The organism is Knoellia sp. Soil729, assembly GCF_001427985.1.
In the GTDB taxonomy this organism is placed as follows: Bacteria; Actinomycetota; Actinomycetes; order Actinomycetales; family Dermatophilaceae; genus Knoellia.
On sequence record NZ_LMSA01000002.1, the window covers coordinates 1,417,109 to 1,430,344 of the forward strand.

At 69.7% G+C, this 13,236-nt stretch carries 12 protein-coding genes and 1 pseudogene; 9 read left to right on the top strand and 4 right to left on the bottom strand.

Annotation, left to right across the window (positions count from 1 at the left end; translation table 11 throughout):
* Complete coding sequence (locus ASG74_RS11680) at window positions 1–975, bottom strand: NADPH:quinone oxidoreductase family protein (protein WP_056143123.1); 975 nt, start codon at window positions 973–975, stop codon at window positions 1–3.
* A gap of 52 nt (window positions 976–1,027) precedes the next feature.
* Between ASG74_RS11680 and ASG74_RS11685 the strand changes: the two genes are divergently transcribed.
* The 8 genes from ASG74_RS11685 to ASG74_RS11720 are packed head-to-tail and all read left to right on the top strand — an operon-like array spanning window position 1,028 to window position 9,918.
* On the top strand, window positions 1,028–2,209 hold the full coding sequence (locus tag ASG74_RS11685; protein WP_056143126.1) for an MFS transporter: 1,182 nt from the start codon (window positions 1,028–1,030) through the stop codon (window positions 2,207–2,209).
* A 36-nt stretch (window positions 2,210–2,245) separates the two neighbouring features.
* Window positions 2,246–3,058 carry a crotonase/enoyl-CoA hydratase family protein gene (locus ASG74_RS11690; RefSeq protein ID WP_056143129.1) on the top strand — a complete coding sequence of 271 codons (813 nt, stop codon included), beginning with the start codon at window positions 2,246–2,248 and terminating at the stop codon, window positions 3,056–3,058.
* Window positions 3,059–3,063: 5 nt separating this feature from the next.
* Entirely contained in the window at window positions 3,064–5,193 is a 2,130-nt protein-coding gene (locus tag ASG74_RS11695; RefSeq protein WP_056143131.1) for a molybdopterin-dependent oxidoreductase, read from the top strand.
* Between the two features lie 49 nt (window positions 5,194–5,242).
* Window positions 5,243–6,511 (top strand): acyl-CoA dehydrogenase family protein, encoded by a 1,269-nt coding sequence (locus tag ASG74_RS11700; RefSeq protein ID WP_056143135.1) that lies wholly within the window; start codon window positions 5,243–5,245, stop codon window positions 6,509–6,511.
* Window positions 6,508–7,338 carry an SDR family NAD(P)-dependent oxidoreductase gene (locus tag ASG74_RS11705; protein WP_056143138.1) on the top strand — a complete coding sequence of 277 codons (831 nt, stop codon included), beginning with the start codon at window positions 6,508–6,510 and terminating at the stop codon, window positions 7,336–7,338. Before ASG74_RS11700 ends, ASG74_RS11705 begins: the two co-directional genes overlap by 4 nt.
* Before the next feature lie 2 nt (window positions 7,339–7,340).
* Window positions 7,341–8,462, top strand: a complete 1,122-nt coding sequence (locus ASG74_RS11710) for a phosphotransferase family protein (RefSeq protein WP_056143141.1) — start codon at window positions 7,341–7,343, stop codon at window positions 8,460–8,462.
* Window positions 8,459–9,148 carry a histidine phosphatase family protein gene (locus ASG74_RS11715; protein WP_056143144.1) on the top strand — a complete coding sequence of 230 codons (690 nt, stop codon included), beginning with the start codon at window positions 8,459–8,461 and terminating at the stop codon, window positions 9,146–9,148. The genes ASG74_RS11710 and ASG74_RS11715 overlap by 4 nt, the downstream gene beginning before the upstream one ends.
* Before the next feature lie 14 nt (window positions 9,149–9,162).
* A complete protein-coding gene (locus ASG74_RS11720) occupies window positions 9,163–9,918 on the top strand; it encodes an SDR family oxidoreductase (protein ID WP_056143147.1) in 756 nt (251 codons plus the stop codon).
* Window positions 9,919–10,050: 132 nt separating this feature from the next.
* On the opposite strand, the gene ASG74_RS11725 is transcribed toward ASG74_RS11720, so the two are convergent.
* Both ASG74_RS11725 and ASG74_RS11730 read right to left on the bottom strand, forming a co-directional pair.
* On the bottom strand, window positions 10,051–10,878 hold the full coding sequence (locus tag ASG74_RS11725) for a PRC and DUF2382 domain-containing protein (RefSeq protein ID WP_056143150.1): 828 nt from the start codon (window positions 10,876–10,878) through the stop codon (window positions 10,051–10,053).
* A gap of 124 nt (window positions 10,879–11,002) precedes the next feature.
* Window positions 11,003–11,824, bottom strand: a complete 822-nt coding sequence (locus tag ASG74_RS11730; protein WP_082569676.1) for a mechanosensitive ion channel family protein — start codon at window positions 11,822–11,824, stop codon at window positions 11,003–11,005.
* A 160-nt stretch (window positions 11,825–11,984) separates the two neighbouring features.
* Between ASG74_RS11730 and ASG74_RS11735 the strand changes: the two genes are divergently transcribed.
* Window positions 11,985–12,722 (top strand): TetR/AcrR family transcriptional regulator, encoded by a 738-nt coding sequence (locus tag ASG74_RS11735; RefSeq protein WP_056143587.1) that lies wholly within the window; start codon window positions 11,985–11,987, stop codon window positions 12,720–12,722.
* Between the two features lie 122 nt (window positions 12,723–12,844).
* Here the strand turns inward: ASG74_RS11735 and ASG74_RS17330 are convergent.
* Window positions 12,845–13,236 (bottom strand): annotated as a pseudogene (locus ASG74_RS17330) (hypothetical protein); the annotation flags it as partial.

The following is a 13,236-nucleotide window of genomic DNA, read 5'->3' on the forward strand; positions in this document are numbered from 1 at the left end:
TCAGGGCGTGAGCGGGGTGAGGAGGATCTTGCCGGTGGCGCGACGCTCCTCGATCTCGGCCAGGGCGACGCCCACCTCGTCGAGCGAGCGGACCGAGCCGATGACGGGATCGAGCAGACCCGCCTCGAGCAGCGGCACGAGGTCGTCCCACTGGGTGCGCACGAAGCCGGGGTTTCCGGTCCACATGGCGCCCCAGCCCACGCCGACGACGTCGAGGTTGCCCAGCAGCAACCGGTTGACCTTGACCTCGGGGATGGCTCCGGCCGTGAAGCCGATGACGAGCAGCCGCCCCAGCGGCGCGAGCGAGCGCAGCGAGTCGGTGAACCGTTCGCCACCCACCGGGTCCACGACGATGTCGACGCCGTGGCCGGACGTGAGCTCGGCGACCGCGTCCTTGAAGCCGTCGGCCCTGACGACCTCGTCGGCACCCGCGGACCGCGCGACGTCCGCCTTCGCGTCGTCGGACACCACGGCATACACGGTGGCCCCCCACGCCTTGGCGAGCTGAACGGCAGCCGTGCCGATGCCGCCGGCGGCGCCGTGCACGAGGACCTTCTCGCCCTGGGCGAGGCGACCGCGGGTGCGCAGGGCGAAGTGGCAGGTGAGGTAGTTCATCGGCAGCGCTGCGCCCTGGTCGAACGTCACGCCGTCGGGGAGCGGGAAGACCATCGATGGGTCGCAGACGACCTGCTCGGCGAAGCCCCCGAGCATGGGGAACGCCGCCACCCGGTCACCCACCGCGAGGCCACTGCCGGCCGGCGCGACCCGCACGAAGCCGGCGACCTCGGAGCCCGGGACGAAGGGGAGCGGCGGCTTGACCTGGTAGAGGCCACGCGTCTGCAGGACGTCCGGGAAGCACACGCCGGCTGCGGCGACGTCGATGAGCACCTGCCCGTCGGGGACGTCGGGGGAGGGGAGGTCGACGATCTCCACGGCTTCGGGTCCATCGAGTCGGGTCACCTGGGCTGCGCGCATGCCCCTGATCCTAGGGAGGGAATGCCCGGGCTGCCGCGTGGCTTGTCCTTGTGTGCCCGCGCCCCGCCATGCCCTTCTCGCCACCATCGCGCTCGTCGTCGGCGGCTTCGCCATCGGCACGACCGAGTTCGTCACGATGGGACTGCTCCCCGAGATCGCCGACGGTGTCTCGGTCTCGATCCCCTCGGCGGGGCACAGCATCTCGGCCTACGCCGCGGGTGTCGTGGTCGGCGCCCCGCTCCTGGCGATGATCGGTGCCACGTGGCCGCGCAAGGCGCTCCTCGTCGGGCTCACCGTCGCCTTCGTCATCGGCAACGTGGGGACGGCCCTGGCTCCCGACTACGGTTGGCTGCTCGTGGCGCGCTTCGTCGCCGGTATGCCGCACGGTGCCTTCTTCGGGGTCGCTGCCCTCGTGGCGGTGGACCTGGCGCGCAAGGGGCAGGCCGGGCGCGCGGTCAGCCGGGTCATGCTCGGCATCCCCATCGCCAACGTCGCCGGGGTGCCGGGTGCCACGTGGCTCGGGCAGAACTACGGGTGGCGTTCGGCCTACTGGCTCGTCGCCGTGCTCGGCGTCGTGACCATCGGCCTGCTCCTGGCCTTCGTTCCTCACATCGAGCGCAACCTCGAGAGCACCATCAAGCGCGAGCTCCAGGGCTTCGCCACCACCCAGGTCGGGCTGACCCTGCTCGTCGGGGCCATCGGGTTCGGTGGCATGTTCGCCATGGCCAGCTACATCGCGCCGACGGTCACCGACGTCACCGGCCTCGACGCCAGTGCCGTGCCGGTCTTCCTGCTCGCGGCGGGGATCGGTGGGCTCGTCGGCACCCCCCTCGCCGGCCGGCTGGCCGAGTGGTCGGTCCTGCGGTCGATCACCATCGGCTGCGTGGGCATGGGGATGAACCTCGTCGCGTTCGCCCTCACCGCGCAGTGGTGGCCGACCGCGATCCTCTTCTACTTCCTCTCATCGGTGCTCGCCGGGATCCTCGTCGTCAACCTCCAGCTGCGGCTCATGCAGGTCGCCGGCCAGGCGCAGACCCTCGCCGCCGCGAGCAACCACGCCGCGCTCAACACCGCGAACGCGCTCGGCGCCTGGCTCGGGGGCGTCGTGATCGCCAACGGCTACGGCTACACCGCGCCCAGCTGGGTCGGAGCCGGGCTGTCCGTCCTCGGTGCCGGGGTCCTGGGGCTGAGCCTGCTCAAGCACCGCGCCGACACCCGCCCCGTGGTCGTCTGAGCCGGTGCCCCCAGACCCCGGGCCTAGAGTGCGGGGATGAGCGAACTCGTCACGACCAGCATCGACGACGGGGTCGCCCGGGTCAGCCTCAACCGCCCCGACAAGCTCAATGCGCTGACCCTCGACACCCTCGAGCAGCTCATCGCGACCGGGCAACGACTGCGCAGCGACCGCACGCTCCGGTCGGTGGTGCTCTCCGGGGAGGGCGACTCGTTCTGCGCCGGTCTGGACTTCGCGACGGTCCTGCGCGAGCCGAGGCGGGTGGCGGCCGCGTTCGCCGTGCGTCCGTGGCGCGGCACCAACGTCTTCCAGGAGGCGTGCTGGGTGTGGCGTCGCCTGCCGGTCCCGGTCATCGCGGCGGTCCAGGGGCACTGCCTCGGCGGCGGCGTCCAGATCGCGCTCGCGGCCGACTTCCGGGTCACCGCACCCGACGCCAGGTGGAGCGTGCTCGAGGCCAAGTGGGGGATCATCCCCGACATGACGGGGATCAAGGCGCTCTCGCAGCAGGTGGGCATGGACGTCGCCAAGCGCCTCACCATGACGGGCGAAACGGTCACCGGCTCCGAAGCGGTCCGGCTCGGCCTCGCGACGCAGGAGGACCCCGACCCGTATGCCGGTGCGCTGGCTCTCGCAGCCACCATCGCCGAAAGCTCGCCGGACTCCGTCGCCGCGGCCAAGCGCCTCTTCAACCGCACCTGGAGCGCCAGCGACCGGCGCACCTTCAGGTGGGAGCGCCTCGAGCAGGCCCGCCTCCTCCTGGGCAGCAACGCCGCCGAGGCCCGGCGCGCCAACACGCGACGTGAGCGGCCGGCATACGCGCCGCGGGCCGGCATCAACCCGAGAGGGTGAGGTCGGTGTCCACCGAGGCGGAGACGGTCCGGCACATCACCTGCGTGCTCTGCGAGGCGTCGTGCGGGCTCGAGGTCAGGCTGCGCGGACCCGAGATCGTCAGCATCAAGGGCCACGCGCAGGACCCGCTGTCGCGAGGGCACATCTGTCCCAAGGGTGTCGCCCTGCAGGACCTCCACACGGATCCCGACCGCTTGCGCCGTCCGGTCAAGCGGGTCGATGACAGCTTCCTCGAGATCGGCTGGCCGGAGGCCATCGACCTCGCGGCCGACCTGCTCGCCGGTGTGCAGCAGCGCCACGGCCGCGATGCCGTCGCCACCTATCTCGGCAACCCCAACGTCCACAGCCTGGGTGCGCTGACCCACGGCACGGCCCTTCCACGAGCTCTTGGCAGCAAGCACGTCTTCAGCGCCACGAGCGTGGACCAGCTGCCGCACCACGTGGTGGCCTGGGCGATGTACGGCCACCAGTTCCTCCTGCCCGTCCCCGACATCGACCGCGCGCGTCTGATCGTCCTCGTCGGGACCAACCCGATGGCCTCCAACGGCTCGCTGTGGACCGTTCCCGACTTCCCGGGCAGGCTGCGCGAGCTGCGTTCTCGCGGAGGGCGGTTGGTCGTGCTCGACCCGCGCCGCACCGAGACGGCCGCCGTCGCCGACGAGCACCACTTCGTCCGGCCGGGCACCGACGCGACCGTGCTGCTCGCCCTGCTCCACGTCGTGCTGGCCGAGGACCTGGCCCGTCCCGCCGACTACGTCGACGGCCTCGAGGAGCTGCGCGTCGCCGTGGCCGACTTCACCCCCGAGCTGGCCGAGTCCGTGAGTGGCGTCGCGGCAGAGGCGATCCGTGAGCTGGCTCGTGATGTCGCCGCCGGTGAAGCCGCGGTGCACGGACGCATGGGGGTGTCCACCCAGGAGTTCGGGGTGCTGTGCCAGTGGGCGATCCAGTGCCTCATGGCCGTCACCGGCAACCTCGACCGGCCCGGCGGGACGATGTTCAGCTCCCCTGCGGTCGACATCGTCGCGCGCGGGCTCATCGGCCGCGGTCACCGCGGGCGGACGTCCTCAGCGGTGCGCGGCCTGCCCGCCTTCGGTGGTGAGCTCCCGGTGTCCGTGATGGGCGAGGAGATGGAGGGGTCGAGCCCGGCCATCCATGGCCTGCTCACGGTGGCCGGCAACCCGGTCTCGTCGACCCCGGCGGGCGCACGGCTCAGCGAGCGGCTCGCCGGCCTCGAGGCCGTGGTCGCGATCGACCCCTACATCAACGAGACCACTCGTCACGCCCAGGTCATCCTGCCGCCGACGGGACCGCTCGAGCGTGACCACTACGACCTCATCTTCCACACGCTGGCGGTGCGCAACACGGCACGCTGGTCACCGGCGCTCTTCCCCAGGGGCGAGGACCAGCGCCACGACTGGGAGATCGCGCGGGACCTCGTGCAGGCGCTGGCCCGCAAGCGCGGCAAGCGACTGCCCCTGCGGCAGTGGCTGAGGCTTCGCGTCTCTCCGCGAGTGGCGGTCGATGGACTGCTCCGCTCCAGCCGGCGCGGGCTGTCCGTGCGCACGCTGGCCCGCACCCCCGGCGGGGTGGACCTCGGGCCGCTGGAGCCCCGGCTGCCCGATCGCCTGCACACCGAGGGCAAGCGGGTCCTCCTGACACCGCCCGTCCTCGTCGCCGGACTCGCGGCCCTGCGCGCACGCCTGCCAGAGCTCCGGCAGGCCGCCGAGAGCGACGACCTGCTCCTCGTCGGCAGGCGCCACCAGCGGGACAACAACTCGTGGATGCACAACTCCTCACGCCTCACCCGGGGCCGGCCGCGGCACCAGCTCCTCATGCATCCCGACGACCTCGCCTCGCGTGGTCTCGCCGACGGGTCCCTCGTCACGGTGACCTCGGAGGTGTCCTCCCTCCAGGTGGAGGTGCGTGCCACGGACGAGGTGATGCGTGGAGTGGTCTCGCTGCCCCACGGCTACGGCCACCGACGCCCGGGCGTGCGGCTGCGCCACGCCGTCGACGTGCCCGGCGTGACCATGAACGACCTCACCGACCCGGCCCGGGTCGAAGGTGTGTCGGGCAACGCGGTGCTCAACGGCATACCCGTCGTCGTGACCGCTGCGACACCCAGGGCGGACTGAGAGGCATCCCACCCTTCCGGCTAAGCGGTCGCTCACCTAGGGTCGAGCCATGGACTTCTCACTGTCGGAGCGTTCCCTCGACCTGACCCGACGAGTTCGGGACTTCATCGACACCGAGATCGAGCCGGCAGAGCGCATCATGGCGGCCGACGTCGCCGCCCGCCGTGCCGCGGGCGAGGACCCGTGGCCCGCGCACCCCCTGCTCAAGGAGCTGCAGAGCAAGGCGCGCAAGCAGGGACTGTGGAACCTCTTCCTGCCTGCCGGGCACGAGGGCCCGTATGCCGTGCAGTTCGGTACCGACGGCGGCGCCGGTCTGACGAACGCCGACTACGCCCCGATCGCCGAGGCGATGGGCCGCTCGTTCTCGGCGCCGCTGGTCTTCAACTGCAACGCACCCGACACCGGCAACATGGAGGTGCTCCTCAAGTACGGCAGCAAGGAGCAGCAGGCCGAGTGGCTCGAGCCGTTGCTCGACGGCCGGATCCGCAGCGCCTTCCTCATGACCGAGCCGGGAGTCGCCTCGTCGGATGCGACCAACATGGAGGCCAGCGCCGTCATCGACGGCGACGAGGTCGTGCTCAACGGTCGCAAGTGGTGGTCCACCGGCGTCGGCAACCCGGACTGCAAGGTCGGCATCTTCATGGGCGTCACCGACTCCGAGGCCTCGCGCCACGCGCGCCACTCGATGGTGCTCGTGCCGTTCGACTCCCCGGGCGTGAAGGTCGAGCGGATGCTCTCGGCGTTCGGGCAGCACGACGAGCCCATCGGGCACGGGGAGGTTTCGCTCACCGACGTGCGCCTGCCCGTCACCAACATCATCGCGGGGCCGGGGCGTGCCTTCGAGATCGCCCAGGGGCGGTTGGGGCCGGGGCGCGTGCACCACGCCATGCGCCTCGTCGGGCTGGCCGAGCGCGCGCTGGAGCTCGCCTGCGAGCGGGCCACCACGCGGGTCGCCTTCGGCAAGCCGATCGCCAACCTCGGTGGCAACCGTGAGCGCCTCGCCCAGGCCCGCATCGCGATCAACTCGGCCCGCCTGCTCGTGCACCACGCCGCGTGGAAGCTCGACGTCGAGGGCACAGCGGGCGCCCTCAGTGCAGTCAGCGAGATCAAGGTGGCCGTGCCGCAGATGGCGTGCGACGTCATCGACATGGCGATCCAGCTGCACGGTGGGGCCGGGATGTCCGAGGACTTCCCGCTGTCCGCGGCCTACGCCAACGCTCGCTCGCTGCGCCTCGCCGACGGGCCCGACGAGGTCCACCTCGGGGTCATCGCCCGGATCCTGCTGCACCCCTACTCCGAGAAGGCGAGCCGTTCATGACTCGGGCCTTTCCCACCCAATTCCCCCGGAATGCACGCGACACGCCGCAGCAGCACGTGCTCATCACCGGCGGCGCCTCGGGCCTTGGCCTCGCGCTGGCCAAGGCGTTCGTCGCCCGAGGCGACCGCGTCCTCGTCGGTGACCTCAGCGAGAGTCGGCCGGACAGCGTGCCGGAGGGCACGGCATACCTGCGTCTGGACGTCCGCAGCCAGCAGGACTGGGATGCCGCGCTCGCCCACGTGCGCGAGACGTGGGGTGGGCTCGACATCCTCGTCAACAACGCCGGCGTCGCAACCGGGGGACGCATCGACGTCGAGTCGATCTCCGACTGGGAGCGCGTCCTCGACATCAACCTGCTCGGGGTCGTCCGGGGCTGCCAGACCTTCACGCCACTGCTCAAGGAGCAGCGCTCGGGACACATCGTCAACACCGCGTCCCTCGCCGGGCTCGTGCACGGCCCCGGCATGTCGTCCTACAACTCCGCGAAAGCGGCGGTCGTGGCCCTGTCCGAGACCCTGGGGTTCGAGCTGGCACCGTGGAACATCCACGTCTCAGCCATCTGCCCGGCGTTCTTCAGGACCAACCTGCACGCGTCCCTGCAGGGCAAGGACACCGAGATGGAGGCGACCGCCGTCAAGCTCATCACCCGCGCGGACATGACTGCCGAGGAGGTCGCGGTCACCGTCCTCAAGGGCATCGACAAGCACAAGCGGATCATCCTCACCGACCGGCTCGGACGACAGGCCTACTGGACCAAGCGACTGGCGCGTCCGGCATACAACCGGATTGCCACCAAGGGTGCGCAGCGGCTGCAGCGCAAGCCGTGAGCATGCCCGAGGGTTCGTCCGCGGCCCTTCCGCGGAACGCGGTTCCCGTGCGCGACGAGGACGCGTTCGACGTCGGCGCCCTCGCCGCCTGGCTGCGCGAGAACCTCGTCGACGAACCGGGCCTTGAGGGCACCCCTGACGTGAGGCAGTTCAAGGGCGGCGCGTCGAACCTCACCTACCTGCTGCGCTACCCGACCCGCGACCTCATCCTGCGACGCCCGCCAGGTGGGACCAAGGCCAAGGGTGCCCATGACATGCGCCGCGAGAGCGACATCCAGGCCTCGCTCGGGCACGTCTACGACCAGGTGCCGACGATCGTGGCCTACTGCGGGGACGAGTCGGTCATCGGCTCGGAGTTCTATGTCATGGAGCGTCTCGTCGGCACGATCCTGCGACGCGACATCCCGGCCTCACTCGGCCTCTCGCCGGACGACGTGAACGTGTTGTGCCGCAACGCTCTCGACACGTTGGTCGACCTGCACCGGGTGGACGTGGAGGCCGCCGGGCTGGGTGGGCTGGGCAAGGGGCCGGGCTACGTCGAGCGCCAGGTGAAGGGATGGTCGGCCCGCTACCGCAAGGCCCGCACCCCCAACGTGGGGTCGTTCGAGCGGGTCATGGAGTGGCTCGAGGCCAACCGCCCCGACGACGTCGGCCAGGTGCTCATCCACAACGACTTCCGCTTCGACAACCTCGTGCTCGCCGAGGACGAACCGACCCGCATCGTCGGTGTCCTCGACTGGGAGATGGCAACCGTCGGCGACCCGCTCATGGACCTCGGCGGGGCCATGGCCTACTGGGTGCAGGCCAGCGACGACCCGGTCGCCAAGGCGCTGCGGCTCCAGCCGACCCACACTCCCGGGATGCTCACCCGCGTCGAGGCGGTCCGTTACTACTGCGAGCGCATGGGCATCCCCATGGACGCCGAGCGGTGGGCCTTCTACGAGGCCTTCGGTCTCTTCCGTCTTGCCGTCATCGCGCAGCAGATCTACCTGCGGACCTATCGCGGCGAGACCACGAACCCCCAGGCCAAGCGCATGCGCTGGTTCGTCCTCTACCTCGACGTCCGGTGCCGTGTGCTGCTGCGCCGGCACCGACGAGCCGCGCGTCGCGCTTCCCGTCGATGAGCCGGATCATCCTCGTCCGCCACGGCCAGGCCTCGTGGGGCAAGAAGGACTACGACCGGCTGTCCGACCTCGGGCACAAGCAGGCTGCCGTCGTCGGTCAGGAGCTCGAGGCACGTTCCGTGGTGCCTGCGCGCATCTTCTCCGGGGCCCTGCGACGCCAGCGGGACACCGCGGCCGGGATCGTGGCGGCAGCCGGCTGGTCGCTGGACCCCGAGGTCATCCCGGGCTGGAACGAGTACGACCACACGGCCATCCTCACGGCATACAAGCCGGCCTATCGGTCCATGACCGTCATGAAGGCCGACCTCGCACGATCGCTGCGGCCTCGCAGGGCCTTCGACGAGATGTATGCCGTGGCGACCGAACGCTGGGTCGCCGGTCGCCATGACGAGGACTACAGCGAGCCCTTCACGGCTTTCGGTGCACGGGTCCTCGCTGGTCTGGACTCCGTCGTGGACCACCTCGGCCACGGCGAGACTGCGGTCGTCATCAGCTCGGCCGGAGCCATCTCCTGGTTGGCCACCTCACTGCTCCATGGCGGAAGCGCCACTTGGGTCCGGCTGCAGCAGGTCATCGCCAACGCCTCCCTCACCACCGTGTCCGTGGGTGCGACCGGTCCGGTCCTGCGCACGTTCAACGACACCGCCCCGCTCGAACGCTTCCCCGACCTGCTCACCACCCGCTGAGGAGAACGCTTCCCATGACCACCACTCTCATCACAGGCGCCAGCTCGGGCATCGGCGCCGAGCTCGCCCGCCAGCTCGCGGCGGCCGGCAACGACCTGGCGCTGTGCGCCCGTCGGACAGACCGGTTGGAGGAGCTGGCTGCAGAGATCGCCGCGGCCCACCCCGGGCGCAGGGTCGCGAGCAAGGCGCTCGACGTCACCGACGACGACGCCGTGTTCCGGGTCTTCCGCGAGTTCGAGGAGGAGCTGGGCGGCCTGGACCGGGTCGTCGTCAACGCCGGCCTCGGCAAGGGAGCGCCGATCGGGGTTGGCGGCTACGCGGCCAACAAGGCCACTGCGATGACCAACTTCATCGGCGCTCTCGCCCAGTGCGAGGCAGCGATGGAGATCTTCCGCGCCAAGAAGCGCGGTCACCTCGTCGTCATCTCCTCGATGTCGGCGATGCGCGGGATGCCCAAGACCGTCACGACCTACGCCGCGACCAAGGCCGGCATCGCCCACCTCGCCGAGGGCATCCGCAACGAGATGCTGGGCAAGCCCGACCTCGACATCACCGTGTCGACGATCTACCCGGGCTACATCAGGTCCGAGATGAACGAGAAGGTCGAGCAAAGGACCAAGTTCATGGTCGACACCGAGACTGGGGTGCGCGGCATCGTCGAGGCCATCGAGAAGGGTGTCGACGAGGCCCGCGTCCCGGCCTGGCCGTGGAAGCCGCTTGGCAGCGCCATGCGGCACCTGCCGCTCAAGGCGGTCCGCAAGCTCGGCTGAGGCTCGTCACCCGGCGCGGCCCCTGGCGGGCGCCGAGGTGGTGACGCGCCTTCGCGGACAGACCCGAACGGCCGGCCCTCGTCGGGCGCTGTTGCGTCCGACGGGACCGGCCGTCCCTGATGGTGAGGAGGCTCAGCGAGCTGCGTTCTGGTCGTTGCCGGCGTCGACGCCCTCGGCCTCGATGTGCTCCTTGCGCACCTCACCGCTGACCTGCTCCTCGTCGGTGACCTGGTCGGTCTCGAGCCGAACTCGTTCGACGGGAACGGCCTCGGTGTCGACGACCGGTCGCTCCTCGTGGAGGGTGATCTCGTGCTCCTCCTCGGAGATGTCCGGGCCGCTCGTCGCGGACCCTCGGTTGGCGTCCGTGATCGGCTCGCGCTCGATGCGTACCTCTTCGCGCGTGACGGGCACGTTGACCGTCTCCGTCTCGGTGGTGACGTACTTGCGCAGTCGCGCCCGGCCGGTCTCACGCCGTTCGGTGCCCACCTTGAGCTGCTCCTCCGAGAGGGTCATCGCGTCGTCGGTGTTGGGCCCCGAGGTGTCGTGACCCTCGTCGAGGTCGGACCTGCGGGTCGTGTCGGTGTCCATGGCCCGCTGGGTCCTGTCGGTGTCCATGCTGGACACGTTGTCCCGGTCCATGCCGCCCTGGTCCATGCCGTAGTACCGGTAGAGCTGGTCCTCCTCCTCGGGGCTGAGGTGGCCGTCCTCCGGGTCGACGTTCGGGGCGTCCTTGACGGTGGCCTTGTCGTGCGTGACCGTGAGGCGGTTGTCGCTGAGCTCGGCAGAGCTCAGGGGGACGAAGCTCTCGTTGGTGCCGAACAGGCCGGTGCGGACGGTGACCCACTCGGGCCGGCCCGTCTCGTCGTCAAGGTAGACGCGACCGGCTTCCCCGATCTTGTCGCCATCGCTGGCGTACACCTCACTACCGAAAATGTCGTTGATCTGGTTCTCGTTGATCATGCGTTCTCTCCTTCGTGGTGTCGGACCTGGTTGCCGGCGGGTGCCGACGGTGATCGACGTGCACTGGACGTCGAGCTGGGGTGATGCGGTCGGGTCGGCTGCGCCGGCCCAGTCATGCGTGAGTTCAGTGGCGCGCGCCATCAGAATCGACCCGTGCCGAGGTGGCACCACCACTGGGCGTGGAGACTGCGGCAGACCGCTCGGGCTCGGCTGCGTCGTACTGGTCCTTGGCGGCTCGCGCCTGCTCGGACACGCTGGGCGCCTGACGAACCTGCTGGCGGATCTCGTCGGTCTCGTGCGACATGCGCTCGAGGTACTGCTCCCACCGGCTCTGCATGGGGCGGATGAGGCCACCGCCGACGCCGACGATGAGGATGCCGGCGATCGTGGCCAGAACGGCGATGAGGACCGGCATGGTCACGGTCGTCGCGATACCCACCTGGTTGAGGGCGGCGATGACACCCAGGCCGAGGATGAACACAGCGGCAATGTTGGCGAGCAGGTTGCCGTAGGACAGGCCACCCAGGGTGTTGGAGATGAGCTCGCGAACAGCCGTGGCGATCGCAGCCGCGACGACGATGATGATGATGGCCACGATCAGCGCAGGCAGGAAAGCGATGATCGAGGTGAGGAGCGCACTGATGGGGTTGGGTCCGAAGACTCCGAATGCCATCTGCAGCACGAACAGCAGCAGAGCCCAGTAGACGAGCTTGCCCACCACTGCCGAGGCGTCGTACTCGGACTTCGCGAGTGCCTTCTTGATTCCGCCCCGCTCGACAGCCCGGTCGAACCCGACCCGCTCGAGCACCTTGTCGATCGCCTTGCCGATGGCCTTGGCGATGAAGTACCCGATGATCAGGATGAGGAGGAAAGCGACCAGCCGGGGCAGGAACTCGCCGATGGTGCGGAATGTCTCGCCTGCCGCGTTTGTCAGATGGTCAGTCATACGTGATGGCTCCCTTACAACGTAAATTTCGTGGACTGAAGGGACTGTACCCACTGAAAAGGACCTCAACCCCGATGAGCGCCGGGGGAGTTCGGGTGACCGAAACTCGGCCACGACCACCACGTAAGGTGAGTGCTCTCGCGTCATGGAGGCACACGGCATGGAACTGGAGCACACGGTCGACGAGGTGAACGACGGTCCACGCAGAGGGCAACGGGGATCGCTCAGTCGCGAGCGGATCATCGATCGAGCCATCGAGATCATCGACAGCTCCGGCCCCAGCAGCTTGACGATGCGGCGGCTCGGACAGGACCTCGGCGTCGAAGCAATGTCGCTCTACCGCTACATCAACGGTCGTGAAGATCTCCTGGAAGCTGTCATCGACCGGTTGGTGGACGAGCTCAACGTCGACCCGAACGGCCGCATGGCTCCCCTGGACGGATGGCAGGCGTTCCTCCAGTGGATCGCCCACGAGGTCCGGCGGCTGGCGCAGGAGCACCCCAACGCGTTTCCGCTGATCGCCACCCGCCACCCGGCCGCCCCGTGGTTACGACCTCCGCTCCGCAGCCTGCGGATGGTGCAGGAGTTCTTGGACGGTCTCGTCGCCCGTGGTTTCACCGATGACCAGGCTGTTGCGGCCTACCGGTCCTTCACCAGCTTCCTGCTCGGCCACCTTCTCCTCGAGTCGGCCGCTCGTGGTGCGAGCACGGCCCCCGTCGAAGAGCCCTTCAACGAAGGGGACGCCGACGTGCCCAATGCCAACGCCGGCCTTGAGGTTGCCAACTACCCCACGCTGACCCGGTTGCGCAGCAAGCTGTCCGAGGACCACACGGACGCAGAGTTCGAGAAGGCACTCGAAGCGCTGCTCGAGCGAATGGACCTCGACCTGAGTCAATGAGGCTGCGGTCCGCGACTCATCCCTGACACTGGCGCTGGACGCTGTCCTCAAGGAGGCGTTTGGGTCGCTCCAGCGCTAACGGACCTGCACTCAAGGCGGTTCGCACGCCTCAACGGATGCCGTCACGCGGCATGGCTTGCGTCGATGAGGTCGTCGGGGTCGGGCCAAGGGGTGAGGTCCTCGTGGGCGGTGTCGTGCCACGCGATGAGCTCGTCGATGTAGGCGTCTTCGTCGGGGTCCAGCTGTCGCCAGGGGTCGGGTGGGCCGGTGTCGACGGTTCGGCTGCGGGAGGTGGCGGCGTCGATGGCGTGCAGACGTCCGGCGGTGTCGGCCCGTCGCCGTGCGAGGCGCTCGTTCTGGGCACGGGCCATGGCGTTGAGTCGGTGGGCGAGTGCACGGTCGTAGCTGCCGGGGCTGGTGTCCCAGGTGACGCTGCGCCCGTGCTCGTCGGGGAGGTGGGTGGTGGCGATGAGGCGTTGGTCGTGGACGTGGGTGTGGTGTCGTTGGCAGAGCA